This is a genomic window from Ureibacillus sp. FSL K6-0786 (assembly GCF_037965165.1).
Lineage (GTDB): Bacteria > Bacillota > Bacilli > Bacillales_A > Planococcaceae > Ureibacillus > Ureibacillus thermosphaericus.
Genome location: NZ_CP150191.1, coordinates 252,277 through 269,340, shown reverse-complemented (window position 1 = coordinate 269,340; position 17,064 = coordinate 252,277). Strand labels below are relative to the sequence as shown.

The following is a 17,064-nucleotide window of genomic DNA, read 5'->3' as shown; positions in this document are numbered from 1 at the left end:
TTATTGAAAAAAAGTTCATAATATTTTAATATTCATAATATGTGCATAAATAACCCTCCCCGTCAATGTGGGGAGGGAATTGTGTTGCATTTTTTTCTTACCATAATCTAAAGCCTTTAGCTCCAAGAGGCGAGTTAAATATAATATCGATGATTGGAATTGTATAAGCGAAGATAATTACTGCAATCATGATGACGCCCCAAAGTTTGAAGTTTTCGATAGCAGCTGGAGTTTTAGCAGCTCCTGGTGCAACTTCTGCAATTGGGAAATCCTCCTCACCTTTAGGAGCAAAGAAACCTACGTAAATTACTAATCCAGTGATTACTAATATTGCGATGAATAGGATTGATCCACCAACCGCTTGAGCAATTTGATAAGAGAGCCATTCAGCCGCTTGTTCTGAACCACCGTAAGTAGAGTAATCAGAACGACGTGGTGCGCCTAATAAACCTGCGATATGCATGGCACTCGACATAATCGTCATACCAATAGCCCATAAAATTCCTGCACAGTTTGCCATGCTATTAGCACGTTTTGTTAAAGTTCTACCATTTAGGTGCGGTATTAACCAGAATGCTGTACCAAAGAATGTTAATGCAACAGCACTAGCTACTGTTAAGTGGAAGTGACCTGTTACCCAAATTGTATTGTGAATCAGTTCGTTCATTTGGTAAGAGGCGTTAACGATACCACCGGCACCGCCAGGAATAAATGCAACCATACCAATGAATGGTAGTAAGAATCTTGAATCATTCCATGGTAATTTTTTGAACCATCCAAATACGCCTTTCGCACCAAGTTCACGTCCTCGCAATTCAAATGTTGCAAACATGGAAAAGGCAGTCATTAATGATGGAACTACGACGAAGAATGTTAATACTGCTTGAATGAACTTCCATAATGGATCAATACCAGGTTCAGTGTATTGGTGGTGAATACCAACTGGTACTGAAAGAATTAAGAACAACATGAATGTTAATTTTGCTAAAGCATCTGAGAAAACTTTACCGCCGATGATTTTAGGAATGATTGTGTACCAAATCATATATGCAGGTAATAACCAGAAATAAACTAATGCGTGACCGAAATACCAGAACAATGTTCTAGAAAGTAGTACGTCAACACGTTCTACTAATCCCATTGACCAAGGGATTAATTGGAATAATACTTCAATTGCTACACCTAATGTAGCGACATACCATAAGAAGTTGTTCACTACAACCATAAAGGATAATAGCGGTGTACTTTGGCCTTTATGTTCTTTCTTCCATTGAACAAAACGCATAATTTGTGCTAAACCTGTAAACCAAGAACCAACAATTACTAATGCTAAACCAAGGTAGAATACCCAGTGGGCTTGTAATGGTGCATAGAATGTGTAAAGAACAGAAGCTTCATTCGTTAGAATCATTGCGGCTGCTGCAACTAATCCAATTGTAGCAATCCAGAAACCAATCCAGCCAATTGTTCGTTGTTTATTTGTAAATGTACCAGAAGTTCGACTAACAGCAGCTGTTTGGAATCCCATAATGAAGAAAGTTGTTAATACAAGTCCGAGTAAAACACCGTGTACTGTTAACACTTGATAGTAATTAAGAAAACTAGGGAGCTGAAGTGTACCAGCACGAACTAATACTTGAAGTAATCCAGCTATACCACCTAATAATACTGCTATAAATGCGATATAAATATATGCTAATGCTAATTTACCATCTCTTCGATCAACCATTTCAAGTTGCTTTTTTAAACTTGTTGATACAGTGCTTTGTACTGTTTCCTTAGTTGCTGTTGTCATTAGGGTCCACCACCTTAAAAGTCGAGTACATTAATGTGTGACCAGTACCACAATACTCGTTACATACGATTGTATATTCTCCAACTTTATCCACAGTTGTAATTTTTTCTGATACATATCCAGGTTCAAGCATCATATTTATGTTTGTTCCTGCAACCTCAAAACCGTGAATAACGTCTTTTGTCGTTGCGATGAAACGAACTTTAGAACCAACAGGTATTTCAAGTTCCATTGGAGTGTAAGCAAACGCTTGTGCAACAAGTACCACTTCATAATCCCAGTCTTTACCTTCTACTTTGTGTATTCCGGGGTTATTGAAAGGTGCGATTTCATCTACTTTTTCGTAGTTTATCGTCCATTTCGAGTTATTTGGATGCGTTCCTCCATGGAATGCGCTTACACCGAGAACAATTAAGAACACGATGAGTGTACCTGTGCCAAATATTAACCACCATTTCTCATACTTGTGTATGTGCATTGTTTTCCCTCCTGCTCAAGTGTTAGAAGCGACCGATGTATAAATCGAATGCAGCGATCCAAAAAATAATAATAATTAGACCTATACCAAAAGTCGCTAAAAGAGTACCTGTTAAATTTTCCTCCGAAGAATTCTTTTTGTGATTTGTCATGTCTCTCCCTCCTATGAAATGAACTCAAATATGGTACTTCACGTTCATCATAATAAAAATCAAACTTCCAAGATGTGATAAAAATCACACTTCAATACTGGAAATGTGAATTTCCTGTGAAAGTCGATGGAAGCAAAAAAATAAAATGTCTCAAAAAAAAGAGACATTTTATGCAAAAAACGTAATATCGTTCTATATTTTTTAATAAATTTTTATGAAAATCTATGTATAAATTACTTATTATCGATTGTAAGCAAAACCGTCAACATACCTATATCTTCGATGATAGTTGGTAATTTAATGGCGTTATCGATACCGTGAAGAGTCGTCTTGCCGATGAGTATCGTCGGTGGAGTCACGTCAATAAATAGTTGTTTTTCACTTGCCTGAATACTTAAATTTCCAGCAAACATATTACCGAATTCCCCTGTAAATGATTTCAACATTTCGCCTTCTAAATTCATGCCGAACATTTTCATTTCCTATCGCAGAAAAAATAGCGGAAGTGCTATCCAGTATTACTCTACCTTTTATATCACCAGTCAAACCGACTAGAACGCCAATTTCTTTATGGGTAAAAGGCTCGGTCAAAAAGGAGGGAGACTGAATGTTGATATTCATTGGGATGATTTGTTTTAACGTGTAGATTGCACCGTTTAAAATCGTTTGTACATGTTTAGAAGTCATAGACATCAATCTTATCGCATCCTTTTGTATTTATTTACCTATTTTAGCAGAAAAAAAACCGAAATTAAGAAGAATTTTGTATATTTATTATTATTTTATTTTTATTATAATAATTGATAAGAATTCTCATCGAAAAAAGGGGTAAAAACGAATGGTTTACGCATTCATTGCTGGGACGATTGCCATATATTATTGGATCGGTACATACATCTTTAAAAATGTAACGAAATAGTGCCAATCAACTTTTTTTAGCGATTGGCACAAATTTTTTGTATTTTCACACATTCTAAATATACTCAATAAAAACTTCATTTTTCTTGTAATCTTTTTGATTTACTAGCGATTTTACTTGAAAAGCATGTTAATATTATAATTGTGACAAAATGAAGGCAAAGGGGTATTTATTCCATGAGTAGTTTTGACGAAAAAATATCACAATTGTTAGAGCAATCCGCAATTCAATACATAATATTTAAGAATAATGAAGATACAGAGCGAATGGAAAAGCTCCACTTATTTGCTAAAAAACTATTACAAAAAGAATATGTCATTGGATTTGCCGGACATTTTTCAGCTGGAAAATCTAGTATGATTAATGCATTATCCGGTGAAGATATTTTAGCTTCTAGCCCGATTCCGACGAGTGCAAACATCGTAAAAGTCCATAAATCAGATGAAGATTTCGCTATTTGTTATATGAAAGACGACAAGCCTGTCAAATTTGAAGCTGGATATGATATAAAAACGGTAAAAGAATTAAGTAAAAATGGCGACCTCGTTACGCAAATCGAAATTGGGCATAAAGATTCAAAGTTGCCTGTCGGTGTCACTGTGATGGATACTCCGGGAGTCGATTCTACAGACGATGCTCACCGTATGAGTACGGAATCAGCATTACATATTGCGGATATTGTTTTTTACACAATGGATTACAACCATGTGCAGTCTGAATTAAACTTCCAATTTACAAAACAATTAATGAAATATAATCCAAATGTGTATTTGATTGTCAACCAGATTGACAAACATAATGAACAAGAACTTTCATTTGAAGAATATAAAGAATCGGTATATAACTCCTTTAAAGCTTGGGGAGTGGAGCCGAAGGGTATCTTTTTCACATCTCTTAAAGATTTCAACCATCCTCACAATGATTTTGAAAAAGTAAAAAACATTGTGATGGATTCAATGGAACACTGGCAAGATCGCCTAGTAGAAACGGCTGAAAACACATTGAAAAAGATGCAAAGTGAACATTTAGCGTTTTTAGAGGAAGAAAAGAATGCACGATTTGAAGAGAATAGTGAAGTTTTATCAACCGATGAATGGGATAACCGTGAAGATCTTTTAGAGCAATACGAAAAATTAAAATTGCAAACAGAACTATTCTCCATTGAAAATTGGGAGGAAAGCTTCAAGGAAAAACGAAATGACTTGCTAGAAAATGCAGCAGTCATACCAGCTGACTTTCGAGAAAAACTGCGTCTATATTTAGAGAGTCAACAAGAAGGATTTAAAGTAGGTGGCTTTTTCACTTCGAAAAAGAAAACTCAAGAGGAAATCCAACGACGCATTAAGGATGTCTATGACCAGTATCAAACCATCTTACAATCGCAAATCATCGGTCATATGAAATCGTTAATGAAACAGTCATTAAAAGATGTTGGAGCATTAACAGATGAAAGGGCTAGCCAAATCGATGCCATCGCTTTTGATGTGCCGTTTACTTTAATTGAAGAATGCGTTCAAAGAAACGCTATTGTTACAGGGGATGCGGTGTTAAACTTTGCTAATCGAGTAAGAGAGGCAACTCGTCGCTACTTTATTCGTGAAACGGATGCGTGGAAAGACAGTCAAATTCCATTATTAAAAGAACTCGGTGAAACATCACAAGCTCCAGTACAGCAAAAATTGAATAATCTAGAAAAGAAAGTAAAAGCAATTCAAAGCATCTCTGAAATGGACGAACGAAAAGAATTTTTAGAAAGACAGCTCGTTCATGCATCAAAAAATACGAGAGATGAAGCGAAAAAACAAAAAGAGCAGTGGGAAAACAAGTTCGAACAAGAGTTAAATGAAGTTCGATTATTTGACCCATCTATGCTGAAACAAGAGCAACAAGAAGAAGTGGTGGTAGAAGAGGTACCACAACAAATGGGTGTATCAATGCAAGGCGATGAAGTAATTGACAATGCTTTGCATACAGCAAATCTTGTAAGACAAGTGGAAGGCTTTGAAGAAGTAGCCGACTTCTTATTGAAAAAAGTTGAAAGGCTACAACATAAAGATTTTACGATTGCCTTATTCGGAGCATTTAGTGCAGGGAAATCAAGTTTCTCAAACGCATTAATGGGCGAAAAAGTATTACCGGTATCCCCAAACCCAACAACAGCGGCCATTAACAAAATACGCCCTGTAGATGAACAGCATCACCATGAAACAGCAGATGTTCAACTCAAAACGAAAGAACAACTACTAGAGGATATTCAATTTGCATATGAAGCGATTGGAATGACGGTCCAATCGTTAGATGAGGCATACAATCGTGCAGATGAAGCATTAAAAGTCGAACTGAAGGATGAGCGCTTAAATGTTCATAAATCCTTTATTCGCGCATATAAAGAAGGTTATCCTACTTACAGCAATCAACTCGGTGAGATTCTTCGTGTAAACCGAGAAGAATTTGAACGGTTTGTTGCGGAAGAAAACCGATCTTGCTTTGTGGATAATATTAATTTCTATTATGATTGTCCACTCACTCGTATGGGTGTGACATTGGTAGATACACCGGGAGCGGATTCAATCAACGCTCGTCATACAGGTGTCGCATTCGAATATATTCGCAATGCCGATGCAATTCTTTTCGTCACGTATTACAACCATGCTTTTGCTAAGGCAGACCGTGAATTTTTAATCCAGTTAGGTCGCGTGAAAGATGCCTTTGAATTGGACAAAATGTTCTTTATCGTTAATGCTATCGATTTAGCGAAAAACCAAGAAGAAGCTGAAGATGTGAAAGCTTATGTTCGCAATGAATTGCAGCGCTTCGGCATTCGTTTCCCTAAATTGTATGGCGTCTCCAGTTTACTTGCGTTGCGTGAGAAGCAAGAGAAGGCGGAATTGGCATCTGGAATGCAAGAGTTTGAACAAGCGTTTTATCGCTTCTTAAATGAAGACTTGGCATCAATTGCGATTCAAGCATTACATGAGGAAGTTGAAAAAACTCATCAACGTTTATCAGATTTAATTGTTCAAACTGAAGAAAACTTAAAACGAAAAGATGAACGATTAGAGGAATTGGCACAGCTAGAAGATTATGTAGAGAAACATTATCGTTCGTTAGGAACAAGCATGATTGAAAGCGATACGAAGCAAGAACTCGATGAACTATTATATTATGTATTGCAAAGAGTTTATTACCGTTATCCAGACTTCTTTAGAGAAAGTTACAATCCATCGACATTTGCAGCGTTGTCGCCACAAGAAGCTTTAAGTAAAGCGTTAAAAGAAACGTTAAGTTCTTTAAAATTTGACTTTGCTCAAGAACTTCGAGTTACGAATTTCCGCATCGCACAATTCATTCAAAAACAAATGAAAGAACGTTTCAAAGAAGAAAGTCGTTCTTTGAAGGAAATGAACCAAAGTTTCTCATTTATTGCTTATGAGTTTGAAGATGCGGAATTATTGGATTTCGATGGTCCGTTTGATGATTTCAATAAATATGCATCCGTAAAATCATATTTCAAAAATACGAAATCTTTCTTTGAAAAGAACGAAAAAGAACATTTGAAACTAGCGTTAGAAGAATTAACGAAACCAGATGCTGAGAAATATTTAGAAGAACAAAAACAACAAGTGATGGATTGGGCGCGGACGTATATTGCGAAGGAAGCTGAACGTTTACGCGAACATATTTATCACCAAGCGATGAATCAAATTCAAACAGAACGCTTATTGCTACAAGAAGAAAGCCGATTGGCGACTTGGAAAAATATCTATCAAGAATTGCAAAAAGTAGAAGTCAAATAAAGCGACGGAGTGTCTATTTGAGACGGCTCCCCTTGAGGCTCGACACAAATAATTTGTGGCGAAGGACTGTGGAAATTTGTTCGACTACAGCAGGCGCGGAGAGTTTTAACAAATCAATTAGGTAAAAGAATGTAAGGGTGTCTAGAAAAGTTCCATTTTCTAGCACCTTTTTTATTTGCAAACTTATGTATGTAGAAATTTTTGTGGAAGTTTGTAACCTTTTCCGTCGTTATTCGACTAATTGAACGAAAACAGAATTATGAAAGGAGAGGTGCATGTGAAAAAGAAATTATCTGCTCTTTGTGCATTAGCGGTGCTAAGTAGCTTCACGCTGATTCCTGATGGAAATGTACAAGCACTTGAAGTAAATGACAATTCGGTTATTGAAGCTAAAGAAGAGCACCAATTTAAATATTTTCAAGTAAGCGGAACAATTAGTAGTATTACTGAAAAAGAAAATGGATCATTCTTTGCAACTATAGACTCAAAGGAAAATCCATTCGGCTTTTATTTCAATGAAGACACTTTCATTTTCGATAATAGTGGAAACGCGGTAAAGTTGAAGGAAGGCATGCAAATCACAGCCTATGTTGATAGTCTTAAACCAATGATAATGATTTATCCACCTCAATATTCGCCTGATGTAGTCATTGTTCAAACGGATAATCCAGGTACAGTACAGTTGGATCAATTTGATCAAAATTACTTAAATGTCGCAAAAGATTTAATTATTCATTTGAATGAAAAGTCAAATATTATGAATTTATCAGGTGAAAAACTATCAAAAGAAGATGTTATTGATAAAGAAGTATTAATTTTCTATGAAGTTGTGTTAGAAAGCTACCCTGCTCAAACAGGACCTTCTAAAGTAATTGTATTAGAGAGAAATGAGCAATCGGAACAACCATCAGAAATCGAAAAAGCTTATCAAATCGCTGAAAATGATTTCTACATCGTCAACAATGTTAAAATGGTACCTTTACGATTGATTGCTGAGCAACTGGGCTACCGAGTAGACTCTACTGGCGTTGGAGCAATTGTATCAAAAGGCGAAGTTTCATTTACGATTACTAGAGGAACGAAATCTTACATTACAAATGGAACGGCGAAACAGTTTGTAGAAGCACCTGCATTGTTAGAGCCTCGTAAAACATACGTGCCGTATGAATTCATTGAGGAACTTGTGGGGAATTTTTAAATAATTAAATTGGGATACCAACCGTTATATAAAGGGCGCCTGAATAGTCATTTTAGGGCGCTCTTTTTGCTACTGTGACCGAAGTAAATTTGGGATGTCGCTTAGATAGATTACGGCTGACGTCAGCGCTAACGTCTTAGAAAAATTGAGACGAGACGGCGCAGTTGATGTGATTGCAGCAGAAAAAGAATTATAATTTAGAGATTTGAGCCTGACCAAAAGGGGCAAACTTTTTGGTCAGGCTGTTTTTTTAATTATTAAGATGAAAAATTGTGAAAAATATGTGACAACGTCATTTTTTTCTAAATTGAAGTATGTGAAAAATATCATATTTAACTAAGCAAAATAGTCTGTTTTCATTTTCACAAATAAATGCTGATAGTATCAACGTTTGAATTGTGAAAAATGCATTATAAATTATATTAATATAATAAAAATTTAATCAAAAAATTAAGAAAAGTTGGTCAAAAAAATCATGAAAGCGCTTTAAAAACTCGGTATTTTCAATGTGTTTTGAGGTTTCGACAAAATATGTTATTGACTTTAATTAAGTAAAGTAATATTATACAAAATACAATATTAAACAATAATGGTTAGGGGATGATAAAGTATGGATTTAATGAAAAAGTCTTTAGAAATGCATAAAGAATTTAAGGGGAAAATGGAAATTGTATCAAAAGTACCTCTTAAAGATAGCTATGATTTAAGTTTGGCTTATTCACCAGGTGTTGCGGCACCTTGCCAAGAAATAGAAAAAAGCCCGATGCGCGTCTATGACTATACAATGAAAGGGAATTTAGTAGCGGTTGTATCTGATGGAACTGCGGTGTTAGGCTTAGGGGATATTGGACCGGAAGCAGCTCTTCCTGTTATGGAAGGAAAGGCGTTGTTATTAAAACGATTTGCAAATGTTGATGCAGTGCCAATTACATTGAACACAAAAGATGTGGATGAAATAGTTAGAACAGTAAAGGCGATTTCACCTACATTTGGCGCTATTAATTTAGAAGATATTGCAGCGCCTCGTTGTTTTGAAATTGAAGAACGATTAAAAGCGGAATGCAATATTCCAATTTTCCATGATGATCAACACGGTACAGCCATCGTTGTTGCAGCGGGATTAGAAAATGCATTAAAGCTTGTTGGAAAACGAAAAGAAGAAGTGAAAATTGTAATTAATGGAGCGGGAGCGGCTGGTATTGCTACATTAAAGCTGTTAGCAAGCATTGGATATAAAAACATTGTTGTTTGTGATTCAAAGGGTATCCTTTATGAAGGGCGTTCAGGAATGAATGCTGTAAAAGAAGAAATTGCGAAAATTACTAACCCTGAAAAGTTGACAGGAACATTGGACGATGCAATGGTAGGGACGGATATCTTTATTGGAGTTTCCATCGCAAATATTTTAACGAAGGAACATATTGATTCCATGAATCGGGATCCAATTGTTTTTGCATTGGCTAATCCAAATCCTGAAATCACTTATGAAAACGCTGAGCGTTGGGGAGTAAGAATCATCGGTACTGGTCGCTCCGACTATCCAAATCAAGTAAATAACGTATTAGCGTTTCCAGGAATCTTTAGAGGGGCATTGGATGTATTTGCGACAGAAATTAACGAAGAAATGAAAATTGCCGCTGTAAATGCCATTGCGTCTCTTGTTGATGAAAATGAGTTAAGAGAAGATTATGTGATTCCAAAACCATTGGATGAAAGAGTTGTTCCTGCTGTTGCAAAAGCAGTGGCAAACGCGGCAATTGAAACGGGCGTATCAAGGCTATATAGTAATCAACAAGCAAAAGTAATTTAGTGTGAATGTTCGTTATCAATTCTTGTATGGTAAACTGAAAGATTAAAAAATGAAAATCTCTTTTACAATTTGAAAAGATAAAAAATATGGCTTGGTGGTAGAAAGTAGGGGCTGACTGGTTTTTATCTAATACCAAGCCATATCGTTGATTACATATAATAGCTAAGTCCCAGTAAGACAATGATGATGCCAATGATAACGCCGATTAGAATAAAAATAATTGCTATGATTATAGCAAATATCAATAGTGTGAAAAAGGCCTTCCAATTAGAAAACTGATGAGCTTCAGCAATTGCTGCAATCGTAATGACAATTGACCATATGGTTGCAATGAATGTGAACAATACTCCAATGATTGCAAATGCACCAAAATCTTCGCTCATATTCATTAAACTATTCAGATCAATCAACATCCAAAGCAAGTAAATGGGAATTAACACAATAAACGGCCATACACTTAGGGAAGAAGCTTTGAATAATTGTGCGTAAGTTCCTTTTCCTGAAAACATTTTCCCGATTAGCCAAGTACAAAGAGCTGAAAAAGCGTTGCTAATTAGCCCCACAATAGGCGAAAGAATAATGGTAATTAGAATCATTGCCCAAAGAGGAAAGTTTGGATAAATACCTATATCCATATATCCTGTAAACAAACTTCCAATATAACCAATCGATAAGAGAATAATGACATAAAGCCAACTTTTCTCTTGTATTACATAGCGAGTTGTTTTTTTAGGATGCAACCATATCGTGAAAAAAGGATTAATCTTTTCTTGTTGCGGTGTTTCGAACTCGTTCATCTAAAAACCTCCCAATATTTTCTTTTTTTTAGTAAAACATATTTGATTAACGAACTTCAATAGGAAAAAAGATAGCCAATTGAAATATGCAAAATAGCACATTTCAATTGGCTTCATTTTCTATATTGAGCCCCTTTTGAATTCATTTCTCCCGATAATAGACGATTAATAAACCCCTTCAGCAATCATTCCGTTCGCAACTTTGATAAATCCAGCAATGTTTGCACCAAGCATTAAATTTCCAGGATATCCATATTTTTCAGAGCACTCTTTACTTGTTCTATAGATGTTTTTCATAATGTCATGTAGTTTTTCATCGACTTCATTAAATGACCAGTAAGTGCGGCTTGAGTTTTGTGCCATTTCTAATGCAGAAGTTGCTACACCGCCGGCATTTGCTGCTTTACCAGGTCCGTATAAGACACCATTTTCTAAAAACTCATTGATCGCTTCAGGAGTTGAAGGCATATTTGCGCCTTCCGCAACAACTTTTACGCCGTTACTAATTAAAGTACGAGCAGATTCTCCGTCAATTTCGTTTTGTGTTGCACATGGAAGTGCGATATCACATGGAATTGTCCAAATACCTGTGCAACCTTCCGTATATGTTGCGTTTGGACGATATTCAACATACTTTTTAATTCGTTCACCTTGAACTTCTTTAATTTCTTTAACAATGTTTAAATCAATGCCCTCAGAATCGTAAATATAACCATTTGAATCGGAGCATGCAACAACTTTTGCACCGAAATGTTGGGCTTTTTCGATGGCATAAATAGCAACATTACCTGATCCGGAAACAACAACAGTTTTATCTAAGAATGATTCTTTTTTATCGCGTAGCATTTCTTCTACAAAGTATACTAAACCGTATCCTGTAGCTTCTTTACGAACAAGTGAACCTCCGTAACCTGGCTGTTTACCAGTAAGAACGCCTGCTTCATGCATCGCTTTAATGCGTTTATATTGACCCCATAGATAACCAACTTCGCGTGCACCAACACCGATATCTCCAGCAGGAACATCGACATCTGGACCGATATGACGGTATAATTCAGTCATAAATGCTTGGCAGAAACGCATAATTTCTGCATCTGATTTTCCTTTAGGGTCAAAATCAGAGCCGCCTTTTGCACCGCCAATTGGCAGTCCAGTTAGTGCGTTTTTAAAGATTTGTTCGAAAGCTAAAAATTTCATAATGGATTCATTTACTGTTGGGTGGAAACGTAAACCGCCTTTGTATGGTCCGATAACATTATTAAACTGTACACGGTAACCACGATTTACGTGAACTCGATTTTGATCATCCTGCCAAGTTACACGGAAAGTAATGATACGATCCGGTTCTACAATTCGAGAAAGAATATTATGTTCAATATATTCAGGATGTTGCTCAAAAACAGGTACTAATGTAGAAAATACTTCTTCTACAGCCTGCAAAAATTCCGTTTGATATCCATATTTATTTTTAAGTTGATTATATACAAAATCAATATATTCTTTTGCTTTTGATTGTTTTTTTACATCTGTTGTTGTCATGTTTGTTTCCCTCCTCAAAATCTTATGAGAAAATGTTATTATGATTTTTCAAACAATTCAATCATTAATTTTTGAGTTAGGGAAAATAAAATGTAAAAATAAGGGAAAATAAATTATATTTATATAATAAAAAATACCAAAAATTAGGTAGGGAGTTGAAGGGTATAATATCCGTGTTTATAGATGCAGATGCCTGTCCAGTCGTTGATATTGCTGTATTTGTTTCATCTCAATACGAGATAAAACCATTCTTATTTTGCGATACTTCTCATCTCATAGAAAGGGAGAGTGCGATAACAATTCAAGTTGCCGAGGGGCGAGATTCTGTTGATTTTGCAATAGTGAATGCGGTTTCAAAATTTGATATTGTTGTTACACAAGACTATGGTTTAGCTGCCATGTGTTTGGCAAAAGGTGCCTTTGTTTTAAATCAAAATGGAAAAGAATTTACAGATGAAAATATTGATCAAATGTTATTTTTTAGGCATGAAAATGCAAAATTTCGCCGTGCTGGTGGAAAAACGAAAGGTCCAAAAAAACGAACAGAGAAAAATAATTTGGACTTTGAAATAAAATTTCGACAAATTTGTGAACGAGCAATGTTATTAAAAAAGGAGAATGATAATGCTTAATTTTCAACGCAAACTTTCGGAAATGGAACAAGTTATTCTAGAGAACATGAAGAAACAGAACACTGTACTATGGTTAAATCCGAATAAAACAGATGAATTACCAGAAAATCATTCCTTTTCATTTCAGGAAGTCATCAACGCAGAAAAACGATTGCAACGGTTTAGCCGATATATTCAAGCAGTGTTTCCGGAAACGAAAAAATTACAAGGAATCATTGAATCGGATTTAATTGAAATACCAAAAATGAAACCATTTATCGAGAAGAATGCTGAAAAGCCGCTGTTAGGTAAACTGTTATTAAAATGTGACCATGAGTTAGCAGTTTCCGGTTCCATTAAAGCGCGAGGCGGAATATATGAAGTGTTAAAATTCGCAGAACAATGCGCCATCGAGAATGGTTTCATTAAAGAAACGGATGATTATGAAAAGTTTAAGAGTGAAGCGTTTCGCCAATGTTTCAGTCAATATAAAATTGCAGTGGGATCTACTGGAAATTTAGGTCTTAGTATTGGCATAATGGCAGCGAAACTAGGGTTTCAAGTGACAGTACACATGTCCATGGATGCGAAAAAGTGGAAAAAAGATTTACTTCGTGAAAAAGGTGTCAAAGTGATTGAATATGAGTCGGATTATAGCTTAGCGGTGGAGGAAGGAAGAAAACAAGCAGAACATGATCCAATGTGTCACTTTGTGGATGATGAAAATTCCATCGATTTATTTAGTGGTTATGCAGTGAGTGCCCTACGATTGAAGAATCAGCTGGAAGAATTAAATATTCAAGTGGATGAAGAACATCCATTGTTTGTATATTTACCATGTGGAGTTGGTGGTGGACCGGGAGGCGTTGCATATGGTTTAAAAGCCCTATATAAAGAACATGTCCATATTTTCTTTGGTGAGCCGACTCAGTCTCCTTGCATGCTTTTAGGAATGATGACAGGATTGCATGATAAAATTGCTGTCAATGATATTGGATTGACGAATCGAACAGAAGCGGACGGATTAGCAGTTGGTCGAGCTTCCAAGTTTGTTGGGAAGTTGATGGAGCCGATTCTGAGCGGATGTTACACGGTAGATGATGAATTTTTATTTGAGAGTTTAAAAAAAATGATGCAACATGAAGGGATATTTATGGAACCTTCCAGCCATGCAAGCGTATACGGGCCGATACAATTATTGAAGGAAGGAAATGCGTATATAGAAAAATATGAATTAACGAATCGATTACATCAAGCAACTCATATTTTATGGGCGACAGGTGGCAATATGGTGCCGCAAGAACAAAGGGAAGTCTATTTGAATCGATAATAAGTACACTAATTATAATGGTTGAATCAACTAATCTAGCGATTTAAATGTTGAATTGTTAACTGAGTCATTGGCAAAAGAATTGAAGATGATTTAAAAATAGATTCGAAGGTAATAATTGAAGCTACTAATGTAGGTGCTGCGAGTAATTGAAGAAAGGAGGGTGGAAGTGGATAATACAAGATCAAAAATTATTGAGCCAACGATTATTGTAATTTCAATTATTATGATTATCACAGCAATTTTACTTATAATAAACGTTAATTTAAAACATCGAATTGCTGTAGATACAATTAATCAATTTTATGAAAAAGGTGGATTACCAGTTTACTCCGAAAACGCTAATATGACTTTTTCATTTTATTGTGACATGGATAATTAAACAATATCGCTTTTTCCCCCGTTTAGAAACAATTGCATAAAAATATTGAAAGCTTGTCCGAAAAGAGAGAGGGTTTCAATACCTTACTTTTCGGACAAGCTTTATCTTTGTTAATCCACCATCAATTCTTTTACGGTTTCTTCCACTTCGCTGCGGCTCATTTTCTCCTTGCCTTCTTTTAAAGCATTTAATGTTTTATGAGCGAGAGCAAGGGGTAAGCGACAGAACATTAAAATAGAACGTTTTTGGATTGCATCCATATATTGATAAGCTTTTTCTAAATTTTCCTCTGTATAATGGAACAAATCTTCTTTTGTCCAACCTTCAGGGATAAAGCTGACGCCTCGTGTTTCAAAATCTTCCTGTTGGTTTCTTAAAATATTTACCGCTTGCAAACCTCTGCCGTATCCAATGGCTAATTCCCGATCCGTTTTTACTGCACTATCCCATTCCCATAAATCGGAAAGCATGACACCAACAAGTCCGGCTACATAGTATGTATACTCATCTAAATCTTCCTTCGTGCGAACTTGCCAATTTGCTTTTGCCCATTTCGCCATACCGAATGCCATTTCACTTGCAGCATCGCAGACAATTTTTTTCGTTCCTTCAGGTAACAGTAAAATCCAATCATTTAAACGCATCGTTACTTCAGGCATGTATTGTTTATAAGGTTCTAACAGTTGTAAATATTTGTCGTTATTAAAGTTTTCTTCTTTTAATAGTTCGCTTACTTCCATTAATAAGAAATATTTGATTTCATTCGTTACTTCTGGATGTTCATTATCTTCGATTTCATCCAATGCACGCATAATTAAATAGGCATTGGCAACAGCCTTTTTCAAATCTTTTTTTAAAAATGTAATCGGTATATAAAAAGTGCGACTCGTTTCTTTTAATACTCTCATAGCATCTTTTTCAAGCGCTTTCTGATTCATAAGACCAAATTTCCTCCGATCATTAACCTTTCTATTTATCCTACAATAATTTTTCTAAAATGAAAAATAAAACTTCTGAAATTATTATAGACAAAAGGAAAATATTAATTACAATTTATGTTTAACAAACTTTGGCAAGTTTTTTTTACTATTTTACGTGTCATTATTGACTATTTTCGTTACAATGAAATGTGATAGTTTGATAGAAAAAAGGTGAATTCATTCGTGCGAAAGGAAACATATATTTTTTTAGATATTGAGGCAGCCATTGTGCGCGGAAAACAGCACATCATTGAAATAGGGGCAGTGAAATGGTTGCCAAATGATGAAGTTGAATTTTTTTCTGAATTAATTCAACCATATAAATTTAAAAAGCTGAATAGCCGCATCCAAAAGTTAACGGGAATTCAAACGGAAGATTTATTATATGCTCCTTCCTTTAAACAAGTCATTAAACGCTTTATGGAATGGAGCCAAGGAGATACAATTTTCGTTACCTTTGGTGAGTTTGATCGAAAAGTTTTGGAAGAAGAGCTTTTTCGAAATCGAATCCAACGGCATTTTATATATCCCATCGTGGATTTTCAGCAAAAATATATGATTGAAAATCAATTAAAAGTTCAACCAAGTTTAAGTGAATTAATGGAAAAATTTGAAGTGGTTGCTGAACAACATCGTGCTTTGCAAGATGCAAATACCCTTTTTAAAATATTTAAAGCTTCAGGCGGCCATGAAATGATTGAAAAGCAAAAAACGAATCAATTCGCCCTCATGTTAAGTGAAAATCATCATGAAGAAAATGAAGTTGATGTATACTTAACCTATGTAACTGGAGAAGTTTTTCCTTCCCATATTCGTATTCACTCGATTAATTCCTTACATAAATCGTTATCATGCATAAAAACAGAAAAGGAAATTGTTCAAGAAGACGGTACGATTGTTAAATCGGAATATAATGAAATTCTTCCAAATGAGGAATTAGCTCAATTTTTACATACAGTGAGAGATGATTTAGAGAATAAAGTTTTGATAACCCGCTCTGGTTTAAAACAAATTTCTCGCATTTACCGTTTACACCATTGTGTTTTACCAAAAACTGAAGTGATGACGCTGCAACACTTGCTAATGGATGAGGGACTGCTAAGCCGTTTTACAATGAATGGCCAATCCATCGATACATATGAAAAAACAATTTCTAAATTATTATTTCGATATAAACACAAACTAATTGATGAATTTGAAAAAAGAAATTTATTCTCTAATGAGGTAGTAAAAGTTTAATTTTTTAACAAAAATTAATATAATTTTAATATAGTAAC

The 17,064-nt window shown here is 35.3% G+C and carries 15 protein-coding genes; 7 read left to right on the top strand and 8 right to left on the bottom strand.

What is annotated here, in order from left to right:
- Window positions 1-97: 97 nt before the first annotated feature.
- From NSQ18_RS01340 to NSQ18_RS01320, 5 genes are all read right to left on the bottom strand, one after another.
- Window positions 98-1,729: a b(o/a)3-type cytochrome-c oxidase subunit 1 gene (locus NSQ18_RS01340; RefSeq protein ID WP_096552468.1), complete on the bottom strand. Its 1,632-nt coding sequence runs from the start codon at window positions 1,727-1,729 to the stop codon at window positions 98-100.
- Between the two features lie 49 nt (window positions 1,730-1,778).
- On the bottom strand, window positions 1,779-2,273 hold the full coding sequence (locus NSQ18_RS01335) for a cytochrome c oxidase subunit II (RefSeq protein ID WP_339288696.1): 495 nt from the start codon (window positions 2,271-2,273) through the stop codon (window positions 1,779-1,781).
- Between the two features lie 22 nt (window positions 2,274-2,295).
- Complete coding sequence (locus NSQ18_RS01330; protein WP_016837008.1) at window positions 2,296-2,424, bottom strand: hypothetical protein; 129 nt, start codon at window positions 2,422-2,424, stop codon at window positions 2,296-2,298.
- A 233-nt stretch (window positions 2,425-2,657) separates the two neighbouring features.
- A complete protein-coding gene (locus NSQ18_RS01325; RefSeq protein ID WP_238536171.1) occupies window positions 2,658-2,837 on the bottom strand; it encodes a hypothetical protein in 180 nt (59 codons plus the stop codon).
- A gap of 1 nt (window position 2,838) precedes the next feature.
- The gene (locus NSQ18_RS01320) at window positions 2,839-3,120 is read right to left on the bottom strand and encodes a hypothetical protein (protein ID WP_339288694.1); all 282 of its coding nucleotides are present in this window, start codon (window positions 3,118-3,120) and stop codon (window positions 2,839-2,841) included.
- Window positions 3,121-3,519: 399 nt separating this feature from the next.
- On the opposite strand from NSQ18_RS01320, the gene NSQ18_RS01315 reads away from it, so the two are divergent.
- From NSQ18_RS01315 to NSQ18_RS01305, 3 genes are all read left to right on the top strand, one after another.
- Window positions 3,520-7,140: a dynamin family protein gene (locus NSQ18_RS01315; RefSeq protein WP_339288692.1), complete on the top strand. Its 3,621-nt coding sequence runs from the start codon at window positions 3,520-3,522 to the stop codon at window positions 7,138-7,140.
- 277 nt (window positions 7,141-7,417) lie between these two features.
- Window positions 7,418-8,338, top strand: coding sequence for a copper amine oxidase N-terminal domain-containing protein (locus NSQ18_RS01310; protein ID WP_339288691.1), 921 nt, complete (start codon window positions 7,418-7,420; stop codon window positions 8,336-8,338).
- 610 nt (window positions 8,339-8,948) lie between these two features.
- Window positions 8,949-10,148 (top strand): malic enzyme-like NAD(P)-binding protein, encoded by a 1,200-nt coding sequence (locus NSQ18_RS01305; protein ID WP_016837011.1) that lies wholly within the window; start codon window positions 8,949-8,951, stop codon window positions 10,146-10,148.
- 149 nt (window positions 10,149-10,297) lie between these two features.
- On the opposite strand, the gene NSQ18_RS01300 is transcribed toward NSQ18_RS01305, so the two are convergent.
- Together NSQ18_RS01300 and gdhA are read right to left on the bottom strand one after the other, a co-directional pair.
- Window positions 10,298-10,945 (bottom strand): Yip1 family protein, encoded by a 648-nt coding sequence (locus tag NSQ18_RS01300; protein ID WP_339288690.1) that lies wholly within the window; start codon window positions 10,943-10,945, stop codon window positions 10,298-10,300.
- A gap of 165 nt (window positions 10,946-11,110) precedes the next feature.
- A complete protein-coding gene (gene gdhA, locus NSQ18_RS01295; protein ID WP_016837013.1) occupies window positions 11,111-12,484 on the bottom strand; it encodes an NADP-specific glutamate dehydrogenase in 1,374 nt (457 codons plus the stop codon).
- 167 nt (window positions 12,485-12,651) lie between these two features.
- On the opposite strand from gdhA, the gene NSQ18_RS01290 reads away from it, so the two are divergent.
- The 3 genes from NSQ18_RS01290 to NSQ18_RS01280 all read left to right on the top strand — a co-directional run bounded on the left by NSQ18_RS01290 (window position 12,652) and on the right by NSQ18_RS01280 (window position 14,807).
- Window positions 12,652-13,116 carry a YaiI/YqxD family protein gene (locus NSQ18_RS01290; protein WP_040764342.1) on the top strand — a complete coding sequence of 155 codons (465 nt, stop codon included), beginning with the start codon at window positions 12,652-12,654 and terminating at the stop codon, window positions 13,114-13,116.
- Between the two features lie 22 nt (window positions 13,117-13,138).
- Window positions 13,139-14,425: a D-serine ammonia-lyase gene (locus NSQ18_RS01285; RefSeq protein ID WP_339289560.1), complete on the top strand. Its 1,287-nt coding sequence runs from the start codon at window positions 13,139-13,141 to the stop codon at window positions 14,423-14,425.
- A gap of 136 nt (window positions 14,426-14,561) precedes the next feature.
- Window positions 14,562-14,807: a hypothetical protein gene (locus NSQ18_RS01280; RefSeq protein ID WP_339288689.1), complete on the top strand. Its 246-nt coding sequence runs from the start codon at window positions 14,562-14,564 to the stop codon at window positions 14,805-14,807.
- Window positions 14,808-14,917: 110 nt separating this feature from the next.
- On the opposite strand, the gene NSQ18_RS01275 is transcribed toward NSQ18_RS01280, so the two are convergent.
- Window positions 14,918-15,745, bottom strand: a complete 828-nt coding sequence (locus tag NSQ18_RS01275) for a phytoene/squalene synthase family protein (protein ID WP_016837017.1) — start codon at window positions 15,743-15,745, stop codon at window positions 14,918-14,920.
- Between the two features lie 225 nt (window positions 15,746-15,970).
- Between NSQ18_RS01275 and NSQ18_RS01270 the strand changes: the two genes are divergently transcribed.
- The gene (locus tag NSQ18_RS01270) at window positions 15,971-17,026 is read left to right on the top strand and encodes a 3'-5' exonuclease (RefSeq protein ID WP_016837018.1); all 1,056 of its coding nucleotides are present in this window, start codon (window positions 15,971-15,973) and stop codon (window positions 17,024-17,026) included.
- The last annotated feature ends 38 nt before the right edge of the window (window positions 17,027-17,064 follow it).

Excerpts from the sequence above, each read along its gene's own strand:
- NSQ18_RS01340 (WP_096552468.1), bottom strand. The coding sequence starts at position 1,729 with ATGGTTGATCGAAGAGATGGTAAATTAGCATTAGCATATATTTATATC.
- NSQ18_RS01335 (WP_339288696.1), bottom strand. The coding sequence starts at position 2,273 with ATGCACATACACAAGTATGAGAAATGGTGGTTAATATTTGGCACAGGT.
- NSQ18_RS01330 (WP_016837008.1), bottom strand. The coding sequence starts at position 2,424 with ATGACAAATCACAAAAAGAATTCTTCGGAGGAAAATTTAACAGGTACT.
- NSQ18_RS01325 (WP_238536171.1), bottom strand. The coding sequence starts at position 2,837 with ATGTTTGCTGGAAATTTAAGTATTCAGGCAAGTGAAAAACAACTATTT.
- NSQ18_RS01315 (WP_339288692.1), top strand. The coding sequence starts at position 3,520 with ATGAGTAGTTTTGACGAAAAAATATCACAATTGTTAGAGCAATCCGCA.
- NSQ18_RS01305 (WP_016837011.1), top strand. The coding sequence starts at position 8,949 with ATGGATTTAATGAAAAAGTCTTTAGAAATGCATAAAGAATTTAAGGGG.
- NSQ18_RS01300 (WP_339288690.1), bottom strand. The coding sequence starts at position 10,945 with ATGAACGAGTTCGAAACACCGCAACAAGAAAAGATTAATCCTTTTTTC.
- gdhA (WP_016837013.1), bottom strand. The coding sequence starts at position 12,484 with ATGACAACAACAGATGTAAAAAAACAATCAAAAGCAAAAGAATATATT.
- NSQ18_RS01285 (WP_339289560.1), top strand. The coding sequence starts at position 13,139 with ATGGAACAAGTTATTCTAGAGAACATGAAGAAACAGAACACTGTACTA.
- NSQ18_RS01275 (WP_016837017.1), bottom strand. The coding sequence starts at position 15,745 with ATGAATCAGAAAGCGCTTGAAAAAGATGCTATGAGAGTATTAAAAGAA.